This is a genomic window from Peptoniphilus sp. HMSC062D09, assembly GCF_001811425.1.
In the GTDB taxonomy this organism is placed as follows: domain Bacteria; phylum Bacillota; class Clostridia; order Tissierellales; family Peptoniphilaceae; genus Peptoniphilus_A.
In genome coordinates this window covers 75194-97756 of the sequence record NZ_KV804728.1, presented here as the reverse complement: position 1 = coordinate 97756, position 22563 = coordinate 75194, and the positions used below count along the sequence as shown (strand labels likewise).

Annotated in this window: 18 protein-coding genes; 1 reads left to right on the top strand and 17 read right to left on the bottom strand. The window is 33.3% G+C overall.

Annotated elements, in window-relative coordinates:
• Positions 1–48: 48 nt before the first annotated feature.
• From fusA to murJ, 10 genes are all read right to left on the bottom strand, one after another.
• Positions 49–2124, bottom strand: coding sequence for an elongation factor G (gene fusA, locus HMPREF2801_RS06195; RefSeq protein ID WP_070611215.1), 2076 nt, complete (start codon positions 2122–2124; stop codon positions 49–51).
• A 15-nt stretch (positions 2125–2139) separates the two neighbouring features.
• Positions 2140–2610: a 30S ribosomal protein S7 gene (gene rpsG / locus HMPREF2801_RS06190; RefSeq protein WP_070611214.1), complete on the bottom strand. Its 471-nt coding sequence runs from the start codon at positions 2608–2610 to the stop codon at positions 2140–2142.
• Between the two features lie 92 nt (positions 2611–2702).
• Positions 2703–3116 carry a 30S ribosomal protein S12 gene (rpsL, locus tag HMPREF2801_RS06185; protein ID WP_019124174.1) on the bottom strand — a complete coding sequence of 138 codons (414 nt, stop codon included), beginning with the start codon at positions 3114–3116 and terminating at the stop codon, positions 2703–2705.
• Positions 3117–3297: 181 nt separating this feature from the next.
• The gene (locus HMPREF2801_RS06180) at positions 3298–3906 is read right to left on the bottom strand and encodes a hypothetical protein (RefSeq protein ID WP_070611213.1); all 609 of its coding nucleotides are present in this window, start codon (positions 3904–3906) and stop codon (positions 3298–3300) included.
• 26 nt (positions 3907–3932) lie between these two features.
• Positions 3933–4535: a hypothetical protein gene (locus HMPREF2801_RS06175; protein ID WP_070611212.1), complete on the bottom strand. Its 603-nt coding sequence runs from the start codon at positions 4533–4535 to the stop codon at positions 3933–3935.
• Positions 4523–4900 (bottom strand): hypothetical protein, encoded by a 378-nt coding sequence (locus tag HMPREF2801_RS09335; RefSeq protein WP_168162841.1) that lies wholly within the window; start codon positions 4898–4900, stop codon positions 4523–4525. Before HMPREF2801_RS09335 ends, HMPREF2801_RS06175 begins: the two co-directional genes overlap by 13 nt.
• A gap of 421 nt (positions 4901–5321) precedes the next feature.
• Positions 5322–8912 (bottom strand): DNA-directed RNA polymerase subunit beta', encoded by a 3591-nt coding sequence (gene rpoC / locus HMPREF2801_RS06165; protein WP_070611210.1) that lies wholly within the window; start codon positions 8910–8912, stop codon positions 5322–5324.
• 37 nt (positions 8913–8949) lie between these two features.
• Positions 8950–12690, bottom strand: a complete 3741-nt coding sequence (locus HMPREF2801_RS06160; RefSeq protein WP_070611209.1) for a DNA-directed RNA polymerase subunit beta — start codon at positions 12688–12690, stop codon at positions 8950–8952.
• A gap of 157 nt (positions 12691–12847) precedes the next feature.
• Positions 12848–13171, bottom strand: a complete 324-nt coding sequence (locus HMPREF2801_RS06155) for a DsrE family protein (protein ID WP_070611208.1) — start codon at positions 13169–13171, stop codon at positions 12848–12850.
• 71 nt (positions 13172–13242) lie between these two features.
• Complete coding sequence (murJ, locus tag HMPREF2801_RS06150) at positions 13243–14742, bottom strand: murein biosynthesis integral membrane protein MurJ (protein ID WP_070611207.1); 1500 nt, start codon at positions 14740–14742, stop codon at positions 13243–13245.
• A 416-nt stretch (positions 14743–15158) separates the two neighbouring features.
• Between murJ and HMPREF2801_RS06145 the strand changes: the two genes are divergently transcribed.
• The gene (locus HMPREF2801_RS06145) at positions 15159–15374 is read left to right on the top strand and encodes a hypothetical protein (RefSeq protein ID WP_070611206.1); all 216 of its coding nucleotides are present in this window, start codon (positions 15159–15161) and stop codon (positions 15372–15374) included.
• A 389-nt stretch (positions 15375–15763) separates the two neighbouring features.
• On the opposite strand, the gene HMPREF2801_RS06140 is transcribed toward HMPREF2801_RS06145, so the two are convergent.
• The 7 genes from HMPREF2801_RS06140 to eno form a co-directional block, all read right to left on the bottom strand.
• Positions 15764–16021, bottom strand: coding sequence for a hypothetical protein (locus HMPREF2801_RS06140; RefSeq protein ID WP_070611205.1), 258 nt, complete (start codon positions 16019–16021; stop codon positions 15764–15766).
• A gap of 9 nt (positions 16022–16030) precedes the next feature.
• Positions 16031–18499 carry an ABC transporter permease gene (locus tag HMPREF2801_RS06135; RefSeq protein WP_070611204.1) on the bottom strand — a complete coding sequence of 823 codons (2469 nt, stop codon included), beginning with the start codon at positions 18497–18499 and terminating at the stop codon, positions 16031–16033.
• Complete coding sequence (locus tag HMPREF2801_RS06130) at positions 18492–19172, bottom strand: ABC transporter ATP-binding protein (RefSeq protein WP_070611203.1); 681 nt, start codon at positions 19170–19172, stop codon at positions 18492–18494. Before HMPREF2801_RS06130 ends, HMPREF2801_RS06135 begins: the two co-directional genes overlap by 8 nt.
• Positions 19173–19219: 47 nt before the next feature.
• Positions 19220–20083, bottom strand: coding sequence for a sensor histidine kinase (locus tag HMPREF2801_RS06125; RefSeq protein WP_070611202.1), 864 nt, complete (start codon positions 20081–20083; stop codon positions 19220–19222).
• Entirely contained in the window at positions 20083–20730 is a 648-nt protein-coding gene (locus HMPREF2801_RS06120; protein ID WP_070611201.1) for a response regulator transcription factor, read from the bottom strand. Before HMPREF2801_RS06120 ends, HMPREF2801_RS06125 begins: the two co-directional genes overlap by 1 nt.
• 136 nt (positions 20731–20866) lie before the next feature.
• Positions 20867–21280 carry a SixA phosphatase family protein gene (locus tag HMPREF2801_RS06115; RefSeq protein WP_070611200.1) on the bottom strand — a complete coding sequence of 138 codons (414 nt, stop codon included), beginning with the start codon at positions 21278–21280 and terminating at the stop codon, positions 20867–20869.
• A complete protein-coding gene (gene eno / locus HMPREF2801_RS06110) occupies positions 21277–22563 on the bottom strand; it encodes a phosphopyruvate hydratase (protein WP_070611199.1) in 1287 nt (428 codons plus the stop codon). The genes HMPREF2801_RS06115 and eno overlap by 4 nt, the downstream gene beginning before the upstream one ends.

The following is a 22563-nucleotide window of genomic DNA, read 5'->3' as shown; positions in this document are numbered from 1 at the left end:
TTTATTTCTTTCAAATTTTGCTTTAGCCATTATTAATCCTCCTAATTATTAGTTTTTCTTTTTATCTCCAACTACTTCTTCAGCTATTGATGCAGGTACTTCTTCGTAGTGATCAAATTGCATTGAGTAGTTAGCTCTTCCTTGTGTGTTTGAACGAAGGCTAGTTGCGTAACCAAACATTTCTGCTAGTGGTACATAAGCTGTAACGATTTGAGCTCCAGCTACAAGTTCCATACCTTCCATTCTTCCTCTTCTTGAGTTAATGTCTCCAATTACATCTCCCATGTATTCTTCAGGAGTTGTAACTTCAACCTTCATCATAGGTTCAAGAAGTACTGGGTCTGCCTTTGCAAGAGCATCTCTAACTGCCATAGAACCGGCAATCTTAAATGCCATTTCAGAAGAGTCGACTTCGTGGTAAGATCCATCATAAAGAGTTACCTTAACATCAAGTACTTCGTATCCACCGATAATACCTGATTGAAGTGCTTCTTCAATACCTTGTTGAGTTGGTCCAATAAATTCCTTAGGAATTGCGCCACCAACGATGGCATTTTCAAATACAAAGCCTTCACCTGGTTTATTAGGTTCAATTCTAATCTTAGCGTGACCATATTGTCCACGACCACCAGATTGACGAGCGTATTTAGCTTCGCCTTCAGCGTTCTTCTTAATACCTTCTCTATATGAAACTTGTGGGTTACCAATGTTGGCTTCAACTTTAAATTCTCTTAAAAGTCTATCAACAATGATATCAAGGTGAAGTTCACCCATTCCTGCGATAATTGTTTGACCAGTTTCATCATCAGTGTATGTTCTGAAAGTTGGATCTTCTTCAGCAAGTTTTGCTAAGGCAAGAGCCATCTTATCTTGAGAAGCCTTTGTCTTTGGTTCAATTGCTACAGAGATAACTGGTTCTGGGAATTCCATATTTTCAAGAATTACTTGTTCTTTTTCATCACAAAGTGTATCACCAGTAGTAGTGTCTTTAAGACCTACAGCTGCAGCGATTTCTCCTGCACGGATTTCTTCGATTTCTTCTCTCTTGTTAGCGTGCATTTGAAGAATTCTTCCGATTCTTTCTCTCTTTCCCTTAGTAGAGTTCATTACGTAAGAACCTGCTTTTAAAACTCCTGAATAAACTCTAAAGTATGCAAGCTTACCAACATAAGGGTCAGTAACGATTTTAAATGCAAGTGCTGAGAAAGGTTCATCATCTGAAGAATGTCTTTGAACTTCATTTCCATCTAAATCAGTACCTTCAATAGCTGGTACATCAATTGGAGATGGAAGGTAATCAATTATTGCATCAAGAAGAAGTTGAACTCCCTTGTTCTTGTAGGAAGAACCACAAGATACTGGAGTGATCTCAACTGCAAGAGTACCCTTTCTTATTGCTTTTTTAAGAAGTTCCTTATCGATTTCTTCTCCTTCAAGATAAGCCATCATTAAATCTTCATCAAATTCAGAAGCTTTTTCAATTAATTTATCTCTATATTCATTTGCCTTGTCTAAATATTCTTCAGGAACATCTGTAATTTCGATTTCCTTACCAAGTTCGTCCTTGTAAATTTCTGCCTTCATTTCAACAAGGTCAATCATTCCAATGAAAGTATCTTCTGCTCCCATTGGGATTTGAATTGGAATTGGGTTACCATGTAATTTCTTGTCAATAGTGTCAACTGATCTAAAGAAATCAGCACCAGTAACGTCCATCTTGTTAATATGTGCAATTCTTGGAACGTGATATTTATCTGCTTGTCTCCAAACAGTTTCAGATTGAGGTTCTACACCACTTTTTGCATCAAAAAGTGCAACAGCACCATCAAGTACTCTTAGAGATCTTTCAACTTCAACTGTGAAGTCAACGTGTCCCGGAGTATCGATAATGTTAAGTCTGTAGCCTTTCCAGTGAGCAGTAGTAGCTGCAGAAGTAATTGTGATACCTCTTTCTTGTTCTTGTTCCATCCAGTCCATTTGTGCTGCACCTTCGTGAGTTTCACCGATTTTGTGAATCTTACCAGCGTAGAAAAGAATACGTTCAGTAGTAGTAGTCTTTCCAGCATCAATATGGGCCATAATACCAATATTTCTATATTTCTCTAATGGTATTTCGCGAGCCATAAATTCCTCCCCTTATTACCATCTATAGTGAGCAAAGGCCTTGTTAGCTTCTGCTGTTCTATGCATTTCATCTTTTCTCTTAACGCTTCCGCCTAGTCCGTTAGATGCATCAAGGATTTCTTTTGCAAGTCTTTCGTGCATTGTCTTTTCGCCTCTAGCTCTTGCATATCTAACTAACCATCTAAGTCCTAGTGTTTGGCGTCTTTCCGGTCTAACTTCCATTGGAACTTGGTAAGTAGCACCGCCTATTCTTCTTCCCTTTACTTCAAGTACAGGCATTACATTATTAAGTGCCTTGTAAAATACTTCAAGTGCGTCTTCTCCAGTTTGTTCTGCAATTGTTTCAAGTGCTCCATAAACAATTTTTTGAGCAGTACCTTTTTTACCGTCAAGCATAACATTGTTTATAAGCTTAGTGATAACTACATCACTGTACATTGGATCAGCCATAACTTCACGTTTTTGGATATGTCCTTTTCTTGGCATAACTTCCCTCCTTAACTATTTTTCAGTCGATTCATTGGTACTCAGGTTGAGCCCGTAAGCCAAAAATCTATAAATTCTCGTAAAAAATTCTATCAATTTTTAGGTTTCTTAGTACCATATTTAGATCTAGATTGCTTTCTGTCAGTTACTCCAGCTGTATCAAGAGTACCTCTTACAATATGGTATCTAACACCTGGTAAATCCTTAACTCTTCCACCACGGATTAAAACAACACTGTGTTCTTGTAGGTTGTGTCCGATTCCTGGAATGTAAGCCATAACTTCGTAGCCATTTGTCAAACGAACTCTGGCAACTTTTCTAAGAGCTGAATTCGGTTTCTTAGGTGTTACTGTTCTTACTGCAACACATACTCCTCTTTTTTGTGGAGAATTAACTTCAGTTTCAACTTTTTTAAGTGTGTCATAGTTTACATCAAGAGCTGGTGATTTAGATTTACTGTGAATTTTCTTTCTACCATTTCTTACTAATTGGTTAATTGTAGGCATTAATTGCACCTCCTGTTTTAATAATAGTATTGGACATTTCAAAGACTACCCAGTCTTAGGTAGTCTTTCCGTCTCAAATACTCATCAATTTTATCATTACAAAGCCATTAAGTCAACAAAAAATATGAGAAATTAGCTAAATTTCCATATTTTTTCATTATATATTATTTTTATTAAAAATTTACATAAATTTGTCAAGGTAAAAAACAAACCTGTCTGCTCTTACAAGATTATAAATTATAAAGAAAGCTTGGGATAAGATAAAAATTATATCTATTATAGTAAAAACTTTCCTATAAATATCCTTCTTTATAAAAATTGTCCTAAGAATCTTTATTAAAAAATATAGATTAAAGATAATAAATCCTATTAACAAATAAATCATAGTGCTAACATAAGCTGACCTGTTAAAGTTTTTTATTACAGTTCCATCCTTTAGTGTTAGAAAAAATGTAATTTGATAAATTGTAAAAATTAATGAAATAATAGTACCTTTTGTTTTTAAAATATCAATTTCTCTAAATTTTTTTCTATCACTCATAAATACTTTTAAAAAAAGTAGGATTAATAAATAAGCTCCAATTGGGTACAAAACTAACTTTTCTATTGAATAAACTGAACTAATGAAAGTACAAATTATAAGACTTGCACTAGAGTAATAATCGACAAGCCTTTCTTCTTTACTGGTGTTTTTATTTAAAAATTTTTCCTTGGAAAGTTTTTCAATAAATTTAAAAAATATTAAGGCTAGAATAAATCCTGCAAAAACATTTATCATTGTATCAGTCATTTCTTTCTCCTTTATCTGACGTCTTATTACATCCTGTCAAGATAAAAATCAAATCTATTGATATTTATGAAGTTATAGATTATAAATCCAGCAAAAATTACAATAAACAAAGTTTGTAGAATGATAAAAACTTTTCTATAGGTATCTTTTTCCACAAATATTTTAGAAAGTGACTTTTTTGATAAATAATAGCTAAGCCACAAGACAACTAGTATAAGGCTTGGCAAAACTATTGAAAACTCAATTTTTTTAAAGGAACTCACTCCATGACCATCTTCAAGGGTCATAAAGAATATTAGTTGATAAATTATAAGAATCGCTTGTACAATAATTGTCGTTATTTTATAAAGTCTTGGGGCGTCTTTGTACTTATTTTTCAAAATATCCTCTGTGTAAGTTCTGTAAAGAAAATATGCCACAAGACCAAAAACTGCTAAATAAAAATATAGCTTGTCTTGACAAAAAAACATTGAAATCCATAATTCTATAACTATAAAAGCATAAATATAGGTCTTCATTATATCTCTACTGTTAGTTTCTATTCCTTTTTTTTCTTTATACCTATCTGCAATTGGAATTTGTGAACATAAAATAAATGTAAATATAAAAAATATAATTAATGATTCCATATTTCCTCTCCTGATATTTCTTGATGACTTTCTCTTCCTACATAGAACTCAAAACGACTTATATTTTTTATGTTGTAAGCACTTCCTAAAGCCAGTATTAAAAGCAAGATAATCTCTGAAATAATAAAAGCTCTTCTCCAAATATCTTTTTCAAATAAAATACTTTTTAAAAGTCTCATGTCTAAAATAATTTTAATGTAAGTAACAAAAAGAGTTGAAATTATTAAAATTTTTTGAAAGTCACTTTTGCTGGTTGAATAAATAGTATCCCCATCTTTTAATTCTAAAAAGCTAAGGCTTGCTATTAATATAAAAGATATGGAAATAAATAAAATCCTCCACTTAGGCTCATTTTTATTTTCCAATAACTTCTTTCCCCTTAAGCTATCTGTGTAAAGTTTATAAATAGCCCAAATCACAAAATATACAAACATGCTTATAATGATTACGAGACCAATATTTTGATAAATTCTATCGTAAAATTGTAAGATTAAAAAATTTGTTATTAGGAAGGAGTATATCATGTCATTCTCAGAATCTTTTTCTTCTTTCTTATTTTCTCTTATGTAAATAAAAGTGACTAAGGCTGATGTAAAAATTGCCACTAATATATATGTTGATAAGTCACTCATTAAATCACCTCAAAATCTTTTATTAATAAATAAAAACTTTTCCTTCTTAATTTATTATAGCACCCCCCCCCATAAATTTTTAAAGGAGTTTCCTTTTATCCTCTTTGCATAAAAAAAGTAGGCTGACTAATCAACCTACTTAAAATTTATTTTTTTATTCTTCTTCTGCTACACTTTCAAGTTCAACTTTTACATCTTCTTGTGTTATTACTTCAGAGTCTTCAAGGATATTGTAATCTTCCTTTAGGCTTTCGTCGATTCCAATTTGTACCTTGGAATTTATACGAGCGCCTGTACCTGCTGGTATAAGTTGTCCGATTATAATATTTTCCTTTAAGCCTTCAAGCATATCTTCTTTGCCCTTTATTGCTGCATCTGTAAGAACTCTTGTTGTTTCTTGGAAGGATGCTGCTGATAGGAAGGAATCTGTTGCAAGTGATGCCTTTGTAATTCCAAGAAGATTTACTTTTGCAATTGCTGGCTCCTTGCCTTCTTCCTTTGCTTTCTTATTCGCTTCTTTGTAGTCTACTACATTAACAAGTGAGCCTGGAAGTAAGTCTGTGTCTCCTGCATCTTCGATTTTGCACTTTGATAGCATTTGTCTAACTATAATTTCAATGTGCTTGTCGTTAATGTCTACACCTTGAAGTCTGTAAACTCTTTGAACTTCCTTAACAATGTATTCCTGTACACCCTTTTCGCCTTTTACTCTTAGTAAATCTTGTGGATATACGGAACCTTGTGTAAGTTCGTCCCCTGCTTCAACTTCATCGCCTTGTTTAACTTTAAGTCTTGAGCCATAGACGATGTTGTAGGAGTCAACTGTTCCATCTTCTGCAGTTATAAGAACTTCTCTCTTCTTGTTTGTTTCTTTAATGTCAACAAGACCGCCTCTTTCTGCAATTACTGCAAGTCCCTTTGGCTTTCTTGCTTCGAAAAGTTCTTCAACTCTTGGAAGACCTTGTGTGATATCTGCTGCTGCAGCTACACCACCAGTGTGGAAAGTTCTCATTGTAAGTTGTGTACCCGGTTCACCTATAGATTGAGCAGCAATTACACCAACTGCTTCTCCAATGCCAATGCGAGAACCTGTTGCTAGGTTTCTGCCGTAGCAGTGGGCACATACTCCATGTTTAGCCTTACATCCAAGAACTGATCTTACCTTAACTTCTTCTATGCCAAGAGATTCAATTAAAACTGCGTCATCATCAGAGATAACTTCATTTGCCTTAACAATAACTTCTCCACTTTCTGGATTTATTATATCTTCGAAAGAATATCTTCCTTCGATTCTGTCAGCAAGGGACTCAATTAATTCCTTGCCATCTTTAAAGGCTCTTGCTACTAAATATTCATCAGTTCCACAGTCTTCTTCAGAAACAATTACTTGTTGTGAAACATCTACAAGTCTTCTTGTTAAATATCCAGAGTCGGCAGTTCTTAGTGCTGTATCGGCAAGTCCCTTTCTGGAACCATGGGCTGACATGTAGAATTCAAGTACAGAAAGACCTTCTCTAAAGTTTGAAGTGATTGGAACTTCAATTGTCCTACCTGAAGGTGATGCCATAAGTCCACGCATACCTGCAAGTTGTCTGATTTGATTCTTTGAACCTCTGGCTCCTGAATCTGCCATGATGTAGATGTTATTTAAAGCATCAAAGCCGTCCATTACATCGTCAGTCAAGTCATCAGTTGCCTTGTTCCAAATTTCAATTACCTTTTCATATCTTTCTTCATCAGAAATAAGACCTCTTCTAAAGGCTTTTTCGTATTTAGCAACTTCTTTTTCTGCATTAGCTAAAAGTTCTGGCTTTGTGTCAGGAATCTCAACGTCACCCATTGAAATTGATACAGCTCCAATAGTTGAGTAGTGATAGCCTGTAGCCTTGATGTTATCAAGTAGCTCAGCAGTTTTTATATTTCCATGTTTTTTGTAAGTTTTTTCAATTATTTTACCAAGAAGTTTTTTATCTACAACTTGGTCGATTTCAAGAGAATATTTGTCTTCATCTCTATTTACAAAACCTAGGTCTTGTGGGATAAATTCATTTACAATAAATCTACCAACAGTTGATGGGACAATTTTACCTCTCTTGTCATTTTCGTCAGCAAATCTTCTCACAGATACATGAGATTGTAGGTGCAAGAAGCCTGATTCATAAGCGTGGAACATTTCATCAAAATTTCTGTAAATTGAGCCATCGCCCTTTAATTTATCTTTTCTATCAAGAGTTAGATAGTAGGAACCAAGTACCATATCTTGAGTAGGAGTAGTAATTGGTTTACCATCCTTTAGTGCCAAGATATTATTTGTTGAAAGCATTAGTAGTCTTGCTTCAGCTTGTGCTTCTGTTGATAGTGGCAAATGGACAGCCATTTGGTCACCGTCAAAGTCGGCATTATAGGCTGTACAAGAAAGTGGGTGAAGCTTAATAGCCTTACCTTCTACTAGAACTGGTTCAAAGGCTTGAATACCAAGTCTGTGAAGTGTTGGTGCACGGTTAAGAAGAACTGGATGGTCCTTAATAACATCTTCAAGTACATCCCAAACTTCGTCTTTTCCTCTTTCAACCATTCTCTTTGCAGACTTAATGTTGTAAGTTAGTTCTCTCTTTACAAGTTCTCTCATTACGAAAGGCTTGAAAAGTTCAAGAGCCATGTTCTTTGGAAGACCACATTGGTAGAATTTAAGATCTGGTCCAACTACGATTACAGAACGACCAGAGTAGTCAACTCTCTTACCAAGTAAGTTTTGACGGAAACGGCCTTGTTTACCCTTTAACATTTCTGATAGAGATTTAAGTGGTCTGTTGCCAGGACCAGTTACAGGTCTTCCTCGTCTTCCATTATCTATAAGAGCATCAACAGATTCTTGTAACATTCTCTTTTCATTTCTAACGATAATGTCTGGAGCGTTGATGTCCATTAACTTTTTAAGTCTGTTGTTTCTATTTACAATTCTTCTATATAAATCATTTAAATCACTTGTTGCAAATCTGCCACCGTCAAGTTGTACCATTGGTCTTAAATCTGGTGGAATTACTGGGATTGCATCAAGTATCATCCATTCAGGTTTGTTTTCTGATTGGATGAAGGCATCTATTACTTCAAGTCTTCTTGTGATTCTAATTTTCTTTTGTCCTGTTGCATCTTGAAGTTCTTCTTGTAGTTCGTCATTTTCCTTTTGTAGGTCAACTTTTACAAGAAGGTCTCTAATGGCTTCAGCACCCATCTTGGCAGTAAACTTGTCGCCATATTCTCTTTTGAACTCCCTATATTCAATTTCTGAAAGAAGTTGCTTTTCATAAAGAGTTGTTTCGCCTGGTTCAACATAGGTTACAACATAAGATGCAAAGTAAAGAACTTTTTCAAGAGCTCTAGGGCTCATGTCTAGCACAAGACCCATTCTTGAAGGTATGCCCTTAAAGTACCAAATATGTGATACTGGAGCAGCAAGTTCAATATGACCCATTCTTTCACGACGAACCTTAGCCTTTGTGACTTCAACGCCACATTTTTCGCAGACTACTCCCTTGTATCTTACTCTTTTATATTTTCCACAGGAACATTCCCAATCCTTAGTAGGCCCAAATATTTTTTCACAAAATAGACCTTCCTTTTCAGGTTTTAATGTCCTGTAATTTATTGTTTCTGGTTTTTTTACTTCGCCATAAGACCATGATCTGATCTTTTCTGGTGAAGCAAGTCCAATTTTTATTGAATGGAATAATTCATGTTCGCTCAAGGAGCACTTCTCCTTTCCTATTAATTAAAATAACTAATTAATCTTCAGCTTCATCGGATTCATCAAAATCGTCTTCTTCGTCATCTTCATCTTCGAAGAAGTGACTGTTTTCAAAAGACTCAACTTCGTCATTGGAAATTGTTCTGATGCCAATATTTGCAGTTCCTGTGTGTTCAATAAGTTCCTTTATTTCGTCATCTGTTTCTGTATTTTTGTCGTCAATGTTGTCAATCTTTGTTAGTTCATCTTCATCAACTTCAAGGTCAACTTCATTTCCATTTTCATCAAGTACTTGAATTTCAAGAGCAAGTGCTTGTAATTCCTTTATTAAAACCTTAAAGGATTCAGGAACTCCTGGTTGTGGAATATTTTCGCCCTTAACAATTGCTTCGTAAGTCTTAACACGACCAACAATGTCGTCAGACTTAACTGTAAGCATTTCTTGAAGAGTATGGCTTGCACCATAAGCTTCTAGAGCCCAAACTTCCATTTCTCCAAATCTTTGTCCACCAAATTGTGCCTTACCTCCAAGAGGTTGTTGTGTAACAAGTGAGTAAGGTCCAGTAGAACGAGCGTGGATCTTTTCATCAACTAAATGGTGAAGTTTTAACATATACATGTAACCAACAGTTACAGGGTGGTCAAATTCTTCTCCAGTTCTACCATCTCTTAGTTGAATCTTTCCATCTCTAGAATATCCAGCTTCTTCAAGTGTATCGAAAATGTCATTTTCATTGGCACCGTCAAATACTGGAGTGGCAACGTGCCATCCTAGTTTTTTGGCAGCAAGCCCCAAGTGAACTTCAAGAACTTGTCCAAGGTTCATACGAGAAGGAACCCCTAGTGGGTTAAGAACAATTTGGATAGGTGTACCATCTGGCATGTAAGGCATATCTTCCTTAGGCATTACCCTAGAAATAACCCCCTTGTTGCCGTGACGACCACACATCTTATCTCCAACTTGAATCTTTCTCTTAGTAGCGACAAAAACTCTCACCATTTCATTTACGCCTGGTTGAAGTTCGTCGCCATCTGATCTATTAAAAGTCTTTACATCTACGACAATTCCTTGTTCACCATGAGGAAGTCTAAGGGAAGTATCTCTTACTTCTCTTGCCTTTTCACCAAAGATTGAACGAAGAAGTCTTTCTTCTGCAGAAAGTTCAGTTTCACCCTTTGGAGTTACCTTGCCAACAAGGATATCTCCAGGTTTAACTTCTGCACCAATTCTTATAATTCCTCTTTCGTCAAGGTCTTTTAACATATCTTCGCCAACATTAGGAATATCTCTAGTGATTTCTTCAGGTCCAAGTTTTGTATCTCTTGCTTCAGATTCATATTCTTCAATGTGAAGTGAAGTTAGTACATCGTCAATTACAAGTTCTTGACTTACAAGCATGGCATCTTCGTAGTTGTATCCTTCCCAGTTCATAAAGGCTATTAGGATATTTTTACCAAGAGCCATTTCACCTTGGTCTGTACTTGGTCCATCGGCAATGATTTCGCCAGCTTCTACAGAGTCGCCAGCCTTTACTATTGGTCTTTGGTTAATTGTAGTGCCTTGGTTTCCGCCCATGAATTTGTGTAATTTATAAGTGTCAATGCCCTTGTCAAATTCTCTTTCGATTTCAATGTGAACGGCATCAACTTTTTTAACTCTACCCTTGTTTTTAGCAACTACTACAACGCCTGAGTCCTTAGCAGCTCTATATTCAATACCAGTTCCAACAACAGGAGCTTCAGTTTTTAATAGAGGCACTGCTTGACGCTGCATGTTGGCACCCATTAGGGCTCTGTTGGCGTCGTCGTTTTCCAAGAAAGGAATCATTGAAGTACCAACTGCAACTATTTGTTGAGGTGAAACGTCCATGTAATTTACATCTTTGATGTCAAATATATCGGCATTACCGCCATGACCTCTGGCTGCAATTCTGTCTTCAACGAATTTATTATTTTCATCAAGCCTTTCGTCAGCTTGAGCTATGATTTGTTCGTACTCTACATCGGCTGTTAGATAATCAATTTGGTCAGTTACAACTCCGTCAACAACTTTTCTATAAGGTGTTTCAATGAAACCATATTCGTTAATTCTTGCGTAAGTTGTAAGTGATGTTATAAGTCCAATGTTTGGACCTTCTGGTGTCTCAATAGGACACATTCTTCCATAGTGTGAGTTATGGACGTCACGCACTTCAAATCCAGCTCTATCTCTACTTAACCCACCAGGTCCAAGTGCAGATAACCTTCTCTTGTGTGTTAATTCTGATAGAGGATTGTTTTGGTCCATAAATTGTGAAAGTTGTGAAGAGCCAAAAAATTCTTTTATGGCAGCTGTCACAGGTCTAATATTTATTAGTGATTGTGGTGTAGTTGCGTCAACATCTTGTACTGTCATTCTTTCGCGGATAACTCTTTCCATTCTTGAAATACCAATTCTAAATTGGTTTTGAAGAAGTTCCCCAACGGACCTAATTCTTCTATTCCCAAGGTGGTCGATGTCGTCAACTGAACCAATATTATTCATAAGTCCAAATTCATAATTAATTCCTGCGATAATATCGTCGATTAAAATATGTTTTGGAGAAAGTTCTTTGTGAGCTTTTACAAGTTCATCTTTGAATTTTTCTGTATCTTCTGAATATTCTTCGTAAAGCTGGTCAAAAAGTGGTCTATAAACTTTTTCTTTAAAGCCAAGTTCTTCCATGTCAAAGTCAAGTTCATAAGCATCAACAAAAGTAAAGTTATTTCCTATTACTATTGTCTTATCTGTTGCGTGTTCAAAGTTTTCGTCAGTCTTTATAAGAACTTGGTTTACACCAGCTGCTTCAATTTTTTCAGCCTTAGCCCTAGTGAGAAGTTCTCCTTCTTCAGCTAAGATTTCACCAGTCATTGGGTCTATTATGTCTTCTGCAGGAATATTGTTTTCTATTCTTGCGCTGATGCCCAACTTTTTGTTGAATTTATATCTTCCAACCTTGGCAAGATCGTATCTTCTGTCGTCAAAAAACATATTTTCAAAAAGTGACTGTGCTGAATCAATTGTAGGTGGTTCACCTGGTCTTAACTTTTTATAAATTTCAAGTAAAGCTTCATTTTTATTAGTAGTAGTATCTTTTTCTAGTGTCTTTAAAAGTGCTTCACTTTCGCCAAGAACATCAATTATTTCTTGGTTAGATTCAACTCCCAATGCTCTTAATAGAATTGTTATTGGGATTTTTCTAGTTCTGTCGATTCTTACATTAATTACGCCTTGAGCATCAGTTTCGAATTCAAGCCAAGCTCCTCTATTTGGAATAAGTGTTGCCGAATAGATTTTTTTGCCTGTCTTGTCTCTTTCTTCTTTGTAGTATGCTCCTGGACTTCTTACAAGTTGTGAAACTACTACTCTCTCTGCTCCGTTAATTACAAAAGTTCCAGTAGGTGTCATAAGAGGAAGGTCGCCCATAAAGACTTCTTGTTCCTTAACTTCTCCCGTTTCACTGTTGATAAGTCTTACCTTTGCCTTTAATGGCGCAGAGTAATTAGTGTCTCTTTGTTTAGATTCGTCAATATCATATTTGATTTCATCAGATAAATGATAATCGACAAACTCCAAAATTAAATTACCTGAGTAATCCTCGATAGGAGATACATCATCAAATACTTCCTTTAACCCTTCTTCAATTAACCATTTGTATGAAGAAGTCTGCACGTCAAGGAGATTTGGTAGCGACATAACTTCGTCTACACGAGAAAAACTCATTCTCTCACGTTTCCCATATTTAACAGGATGTACCATTAATTTTCTCACCCTAGCCTTTCAAATGAGTGTACCAAATTAGAGTACAAATCACCACTCTAATTATTATTATGCAAATAGGTATTTTATCATTTTTTGACACAACTTGCAAGCTTTAAAACAAAAAAAATCCTGCCCTTTGGCAGAATCTTTTTTTTTAAAGTCTAATATAAGCGTAACCTTCGTTTTGGAGTTTTACTATTTTTGTAATAACCAAATCTTCTACTTTGATTTCAGCAGGTATTAATTCCTTTGAAAGGCGATTTTCTTCCAAGGCTTTCTTTCCTATAGTAATGTTTACTTTAGGATTGCCAAGTACACCATGGAAATCAACTCCAAAATATCTGTTGAAAAGTGATGCAGCTTTTGCCATTGCAATTATTTCCACTTTTATATCATCGAAATTGTCTAGTAAATCTCTAACATTAGATAATACAGCTTCCCATTTGTCCGCTTCAACTACATGAAAAATTACCTTCATATCTATCACTCCTTATTAATTAATATTTTACACTATTAAAGAGGAAAATAAAAGGCAAATTCCTATTTTAGCTATTTCTTAAATATTAATTTCAAAAGCTCTCTTATCTCGTCAACCCTAAAGGCGATTAATAAAATAAGGTAAATTAAGCCTGCAATAATTATAGAAATAAGAAGAGATAAATTTATTCCAAAGCTTTTTATTAAAATATTGTAGAAAAATTTTGAGCCAAGTGCCATGACAGCTGATGCCAGAGTGATTTTAATGACATTTGTAAAAAGTTTCTTGTTAAATACATTTCCAATTAATTTAATTGATGAAAGGTAAAGGGCAAGGGCTCCAACTAAAAAAGAAATTGAAGTTGCAAGAGCAATTCCCCTTATCCCCATTAGTTTTGAAAGTAAAAGGGCAAGGACGACATTAATTCCTACTATTAATACAGAATTTATGACAGGAGTTTTGTTGTCGCCAAGAGAATAAAAAACTCTTGAAATAATTTCACGGACCCCAATACCAATTACACCAAAGGCAAAGAAGGATAAAACTGTGGCAGTGATCCTTGCGTCATCAACAGAAAATTCTCCCCCCACAAATAAAAGATTTACAATTGGAAAGGAAAAAATGTATAGACCAAAGGCTGCAGGCACAACAAGTAGTAGCATATTTGAAAGTCCTTCTGAAAGGGCAGACTTTAAGTTTACATAGTCCTTTTTTGAACCAAAGTTGGCAAGCTTAGGATAAGTTGCAGTTATAATTGATGTAACAACTATACCCGTTACAAAACTTTGAAGCTTGTAGGCGTAATTTAAAATAGAAATTCCGCCAGCGTAGGCTCCCGATGCAAGGGAACGAGAAATCATAAAGTTAATTTCAATTGCTGAAGTTGAAATTAAAATTGGAAGGATGGAGACAAACATTGCCTTCATGTCTTCATTGAAGTCAACTTTTAGGCTGTGCCTGTAGCCAAGTTTTTTAATTGGCAAAATAAAAATCCCATATTGCAAAACAAAGGCAAGTAAAATTCCTATTGCAAGATAATTTATGCCAAGATTTCTTGATATTGCCATGGCCCCAATTAAAATCACATTCATTAAGATTGAATGAAGGACTGAAGTTATAAATTTTTCATGAATTTGTAGATAGGCCTTAAAAATTGAGCTCACAGCCGTAACAGCTATGGAGAGCATGGCAACTCTTGAAACAAAAATTGCCGTCTCAAGCTTTTCGCCTTCAAAACCTTCAGCCATTAACTTTACAAGAGGTCGTGCAAAAATAATAGAAAGAATAGTAACAATTATAAATACAATTAAAATAATATTGGAAAGATTAGCAGTAAAGATGTCGGCTCTTTTCTTGTCCTCTCTCTCCTTTATCTTGTCATACATGGGTATGTAGCCATTGGCAACAGCGCCGCTAATGACATTGGTAAAGGTCATGGGAAGTTGGAAGGCAATTAGAAAAATATCTGCCACCATGCCAACGCCAAAAAAGTATGCCAGGGCCTTTTCCCTCAAAAGTCCAAAGATTTTTGAGACAATTGTAATCACCATTAATATATATGAAGTCTTCATCATTTCTCCTTTAAATAAAAAACTCGGGTTTAACCCCAAGTTATTATATAGTTATTTAAGATATATTACAAGCAACTTACTTAGTATTAAGTTATAAGATAATATTAATTAAAAATAATTATAAAAATTAATGGATGAAAAAATACATCTATTATAAAAAATATTTATTGTTTATGGGCTTTTCTCTTAAAGTTTTGCTATCATCATATAGATATACACTATTTTTTGACAAAACCTTTGCAAATTATTATAATTAAAGTGATATATGAAACATTTAAGCTTGCTAGCACTAGCTCTTATGCAAGGATTGGAATCAGTTGAAAAACTATTAGTATTTCTTCCTCTAATGCAAGATACACTTCATACTTTTATAAGCACATTTCTGTAAATGAATCCATTTTAAGGAGTGATATAATATGAAAAAAAAGTTTTTATTAATATTAGTATTTATTAGCCCTATAATATTAAGCTTTGTAATCCTTATTCTTGATAGATTTTTAAATGTGCTTCCTGGCAGTTTCTTTAACATGAGATTTTGGGAGGAAGCAGAATTTATGAAAAAGTACTTATATGCTTCTACCATATTGGGAACTTATCTTTTATATAAAGACTATTCTGATAAAGATAAATAAATTGAAAAAATTTTAAATCCATAAACTTTATAATATCCTTTAACATAAAATATAAAAGATACTCTAAAGCTATTGTTTAACTTTAAAAATGGCATCCTTAAATTGGACTATAAATCCAACTTAAGGATGTCATTTAATTTCTAATCTAAATTATTCCATAATCAATTTTAATTATTTTTCATTAATATCAATAAATTCCTTAATTTTTTCTATAAACTAATCTCTAAAAATATAATCCAATTAAATCCTCTCTCTGTTTATTTCGATTATACTCGAAACATTTTGCTATTTTTTAATTTATTTCTAGTATAGTCGAATTCATAAAAATTATTGAATAAAAAGTGATGCTAAAAATAAAATTAATTATCCCTAACATCACTTAAAATAAATTATATTAAACTGTTAATAAACATAAAGAGTGGAAATATTATAATTAATAAAAAATTTAATACTCCAAACAAAACTGACTTTTCTTTTACTGCAAAGATAAGACCAATAAGTCCAATAATCCTACAGATAAATAAACTGGTAAGACCTGTGGGCCTTAAATTTGTAAAATTTTCAAAAAAATCTACTGGGAGTAAATATGAAATTATAAAAATCAAAACTCCTGTGACAAATAAATACTTGCTAAGGCTTTTTTTCATGACTACCTCCTAGTCAAATCCTCTTATCAAATCAATGGGATCAATCTTTAAAATATTTTTTAAAGATAAATTGTAGATTAGTATATTTATACCATAAATCAAAATGGCAAAAGCAATGAAGTACTTATATTCAAAATAGGATAATAAAATTTTCATATCCATTGTTGGCGAAATTTTTGCAATTATTAATAAAGCAGCAAAACTTACTATTAAAGCTATTGCCAGTGATTTAATTTCTTCTAATATAAAATCTCTTGTATATTTATGTTTTAGTTCTTCCTCATCTATTCCACAAGACATTAAAGAGCCAATTTCTTTTTTCCTTGCCATTAAACTTAAATTAATGGAAGAATATCCATTAGTTATATTTAAAATAAAAATTATACTTGCAATAGAAATTATCATAAGTCCAAAAGTTTTTACGTCTTTCATGCGATTTGCTTCTACATCTTTGCTTGTAGTTAAATTATAAGTTTCATTATAGGCAATGGAAGAATCTAATTTTTCTTTAACTTCATTCTTTATATCGTCTAACTTATTTTCATCAACTTGCATTGATAGTTCATAGGTGTTTCTTCTCAAGTCATTATTATTTTTTAAATAGTACTTATTCCAGTCATCTAAGAGTTTAAAATATGTGTCAAAGTCAACGTATAAATACACATAGAAGGGTAGCCTTCTTTGCCTAAAGTCCTTTGTGCTATCGATTAATTTATCTACTTTGATTGAATAATTGTAATTTTTCTCTTCTGTTATAGAGTAATTTAAAATATCCATATTTTCAAAATATTTTGTTGTTTCTGATCCATCAATTGGTGCGTTTGGATTGACTTGGACTTTATTTAATAGCAAAGCCTCTCCCTTTTTGCCACCTATCTTTTCAAAAGTTTCATCATCTAAAGCCGTTATAATTCCGTCGAGATAAAATTCTTCGCCATTATCATAATATTTACGCATTTTTTCATCTAAATTAAGAGATCTAAACTCATCTGAATAATTTTGCTCCTTACTAAGAGAAATATATTTTTCAGTTGAAAGAAAGGCTCTGTCATTTTCTGTAGTATTCATTATATCTTTTAAGACATTTGGAATTTCAGCTTCATTTGAATGAATCAAAATATTAATATTCGTATTATAAGTGTAAGTATTTTTCAGCCTATTGTACTTTGCCATAGAGAAAACTATCAAAAAAATTGAGACAATTATCATTCCAATTGCAGAAATATATCTCTGAGAGGAAATAGTTTTTAAATTATTTATCTTCAATTCCTTCCAAATTTCTTTATTTCTCTTTAGTTTTATACTTTTGTCATTAAAGTTACCTTTTATACCATCAATTATATTTATCCTTGCGATTTTTTTAGCTGGAGCAAATATTGCTATGAAAATTATAAAAAAGCAAATTAATAAAACTACAAGTGAAAGGCTTGGCGAAAATTCTATATACTTGTACTTTTCCTCTTCCTCTACAATCCTTTGAAGACCAAGATAGAGGAGGTTGATTCCCCCATATCCGAAAACATGTCCCATAACTATTGGTAGAAGTGAAATTTTTAATCCATCTTTTAAAAGCAATTTATAAATTTGATAATCTGTTGAACCAATGGACTTGTACATTGAAATTTCTCTTATCTTTCTTAGCCCCCAAACTGTAAAAATATTTTTTACAAAAAATATAAAAATAAGGATTGTAGCAAAAATTAAAAGAGAGTCTACAATCACCTGCCTATATTGTTGTAAAAGACTTCCATCAACATTATAGTAATCTTTCATTATCTCGCTAAATTCAAGTTCTACTTTATCCTTATTCAAGACAGATGCAAGATTTTTTTCTAAATTATCTTTATTATTGTAGGCTTTTCTAAAATTATGAAATCTTACAAAGCTATTAGTTTTTGCATCCTTTGGTATGACAGTAGACGCATAAAAAATCTTCATATTTTCATTGTAAAGATTTCTTGTGAGACCACTTATTACATATTCTTTGCTATTTTTTCTTGCAAATTCTTCATCCTTAGTAACACTGGAAACTGGCTTTATAATTTTTCCATCAACTAATCTATTCCCAAATTCTACTTTTACCTTATCGCCAATTTTTAAATTTTCTTTTTTTGCAAGACTTTTTGGTATGGTAATTTCGTTATCCTTTGCGGCAAAACTTCCCTCTTTTAACATATTATCTTCTAACATTTTGTTAAAACCCAGGTCTGTGTAATTTATTACTAAGACATTTTGAGATAGCTTGGCAGAATTATTTTCTACTGCAACTTCTCCCACTTCTTTAATATTCTTTATTTCTTTTAATTTACTTGATTCACCAGAAACTGTATCGGTCTTAATTCTAGCATCATAAATTGATCTGTTCCTAAAATGTTCATAATCAAACTTATTATTTACATATCCAAAGTAAAGGCAAAATGTAAAGAAAATTGCAGTTATAAAAAGTGAAAGTGAGATTGAGAGATTCTTCTTATTCATTTCTTTCATCTCCCACTACTTTTCCATCCACTATTGTTATTACTCTTTCTGCCTCTAGGGCTATGGACTCATCATGGGTGATTACAATAATTGTCTGTTTTAAAGTCCTATTAAAATATTTTAAAATTTCAATTATTTCTCTTGAATTTTCTCTGTCTAAGTTTCCTGTTGGCTCATCAGCAAGTACAAGTGACGGAGAATAGATAAGACTCCTTGCTATGGCAACCCTTTGTTGCTGACCTCCTGATAGTTCACTTGGAAAAGAATCCAACTTATTTTCTATCCCTAGCTTTCTAACTGTATCTAATAGGGCTTCCTCATTGATTTTTCTCTTATCAAGCTTTAATGGAAGTTCTATGTTGTGTCTAACAGTTAAGTTTGGAATTAAATTATAAAACTGATAAATTAAGCCAACTTTTCTCCTCCTAAAAAGTGCTAATTCCTTTGATGAATATTTTGAGATGTCATTGCCGTCTATAAATATTTTTCCAGAACTTGGATTGTCCACACCGCCTAACAAGTGAAGAAGAGTTGACTTGCCTGATCCACTTGGTCCAACAATTGCAATAAATTCTCCTTTTTCTATTTTTAAATTAACATCATCAATTGCCCTTACAAGATTTTCTCCACTTCCATAAGTTTTCGATAAATTTTCAGTTCTAACAATTTCCATATGTACCTCCCTCTATTTGTCTCAATAATAAAGGGTTAAAATGACTTTTAAGTGACATTGTAAAATTTAATTTTAAAAACCGCACCATCATTGCCATTTTTTACAGATATATCTCCATTGTTCGCCTCAATAATTGATTTTGCCATAGCAAGGCCTATGCCAAAGCCCTTAGAGTCAGGACTCTTGTAAAATCTTTCAAATATTTTTTTGAAGTTTTCTTCTTTAATACCTCCGCCGTCATCTTCAATTATTATCTCTGTGTAAATCGGATTTTTATTTGTAGAAATTTTAATTTTTGTAATTCTATCCAGGCTTAAGGCATTCTTAATAATATTTATTAGGGCTTCAGAAACCCAATAATAATCAACTTTTATCTCAGAGTCCTCATAATCAAATATAATTTTAATGTTTTTTTCATCAATACTTTTTCTTAAAATATCTAAGGCGTATTCAATTATTTCTGAAATTAAAACTTCATTTTTTTCCATTTTATCTACATTTGCATCAAGACTAGATAGCTTTAATAAAATATCAGCAAGAGAGTTAAGCCTTTCAAGTTGAAGCTCAAGGCCTTCAATTTCTTTTTTATTATCCTCATCCTTATCGATCATCTCTAAGTCAAAAAACATTGAAGTAATTGGAGTCTTTATTTGATGGGCAATATCTTCTAGGTTTTGTGTTTGCTTTTTTGAGTTTTTTTCTACTAATTCTCTAGCTTCAACAAGTTCTATAAATATCTTATAAATCTTGTCTTCCAGTATTGAAAAGTCATCTTGCACCATGGGAATCGAATAATTTTTTTCTCCCAGCCTATCTATTAAATTCTCAAGTTCTTTTATTCTCTTTTTCTCTCTTGTTTTCAAAAAATAATATAGAGCAAATAAACTCACAAAGTAAAATAAATAAATCATCAGTCCATCCTATAACCTATTCCACGGATTGTTTTAATAATATCTCTGTCACTTTTATCTCTAATTCTTTTTATAGTGGCAGTTAGTGTATTGTCATTGACAAACTTTTCTCTTCTATCCCAAAATCTCTCAAGCAAAAAATCTCGAGTAAAAATTCTATTGGGATTATTTATAAATAAATTCATAACTTCAAATTCTAGCGCTGTTAAATCAAGTTTCTCGTCTTTATAATAAAAACTTCCTTCATTTTTATTTAGGCTTAGATTTTTAAAGCTAATAAAATCATCTTTTACAAGAGCAGTCCTTAGAGTCTTGTCAATCCTTGCTCTTAAAATAGCTAGTTTAAAAGGCTTAGTAATATAATCATCTGCTCCATTGTCAAGAGCTCTCACGATAAATTTCTCATCGTTTTTTACTGTAGTTATTATTACTCTAACATTATTTTCTCTTAAAGTATTCAACAAACCGATTCCATCATTATCGGGCAAATTTATGTCTAAGATTGCCAAGTCAAAAGAATTGTTTATTTTTATCTTTGCTTCTTCAAAGTTTTTACAAGTTTCTACTTCAAAATCATTTTTTGACAAGTAAGACTCAATGCCACTTGATAAAATTTCATCGTCTTCTATTAAAATTATCTTTTTCATTTAATCACCAACACAATCTTGTAAACAAATTCTATCACACTTTAGTTTTAAAAAGAATTCATAATCATCTTGGTTTCTTTTAAGTCTTCCCAACAAAAAAGCACCGACCTTTGCCAGTGCTTGTGTTTTAAAAATTTTATTCTGTAAATTCTTTTGGATCAATTTCTACTAAATTTATGCTGCCCCTTGAAATAATTTTCATGTCGCCTGTTAACTGGTAGATCCAATTTGATATAAAGGGCTCATGGGAGACAAAGATGTAATTGTCATCTTTATCTAAAGTTTTTAAGATATCTTTTATTCTTCCGCCGGCAAGGTAGTCCTTCACTTCATAGGTTGAGTCCAGGTGCTTTGCCAAAATTTCTGCAGTTTCCTTTGCCCTTTCAAGAGGTGAGGAGTAAATTTTAAAGGATCTTTTGTCTTTTAAATTTTTTGCAAAGGCCTTAAAGCTTTCCTCTAATTTTTTCTTGCCTAAAGTAGTGAGCTTTCTCTTGAAGTCGTCATCTGCATAAATTTCTGCCTCGCCATGTCTTATAAAATAGATTTTCATTTTAAATTAAAGAAGGCATCAAAGCCAGGATAAATTGCAAGGTCGCCTAGTTCATCTTCTATGCGAAGAAGTTCGTTATACTTTGCAACTCTTTCAGATCTTGCTGGTGCACCAGTTTTTATAAAGCCTGCATTTGTTGCAACAGCTAAATCAGAAATTGTTGAGTCTTCACTTTCTCCTGACCTGTGAGAAATAATTGCTGTGTAATTGTGTCTCTTTGCAAGTTCTATGGCATCAAGAGTTTCTGTAATTGTTCCAATTTGATTTAATTTTATTAAAATTGAATTTGCAGATTTCTTTTCAATTCCCTCTTGAAGTCTCTTAGTATTTGTTACGAAAAAGTCGTCGCCAACTAATTGAACCTTGTCGCCAATAAGTTCTGTCAAGTGCTTCCAACCTTCCCAATCGTCTTCTGCTAGTCCGTCTTCAATTGAATAAATTGGATATTCATTTACAAGTTCTTGGTAGAATTTTGAAAGTTCTTCTGATGTAAGTTCACGACCTTCACCTGCAAGGACATATTTTTTCTTGTCCTCATCATAAAATTCTGAAGCTGCTGCATCAATAGCAAGGACAATGTCTTTACCTGGCTCATAACCTGCTGCTTTTACTGCTTCAAGTATGCAGTCGAAGGCTTTTTTATTTGATTCAAGATTTGGTGCAAAGCCACCTTCGTCGCCAACTCCAGTGGAAAGTCCCTTGTCCTTTAAAACTTTTTTAAGGGCATGATAAACTTCTGCACCCATTCTTAGAGCTTCCTTAAAAGTTTCTGCTCCAATTGGCATAATCATAAATTCTTGAATGTCTACATTGTTGTCAGCGTGTTCGCCACCATTTATTATATTCATCATTGGAATTGGCATTGTTTTTCCATTTACTCCACCAAGGTATTGGTAAAGCGGAAGACCTGCTTCATTAGCAGCAGCCCTTGCAACTGCAATAGATACTCCAAGAATTGCATTGGCACCAAGTTCTCCCTTGTTTTCTGTGCCATCAAGCTCTATTAACATTTTGTCGATGCCAAGTTGGTCAAAGACATCGAAGCAAATTAATTCTTCGGCAATTCTTTCATTTACATTTGCAACTGCCTTTTCAACGCCCTTGCCATTATATCTTTCTTCTCCGTCACGAAGTTCAACAGCTTCGTGAACTCCAGTTGAGGCACCACTTGGCACAATGGCAGAGCCAAAGCCACCATTAAGTGTGCCAACTTCTACTTCAACTGTTGGATTTCCCCTTGAATCAAGGACTTCTCTCGCATAAACATAATCAATTAAACTCAT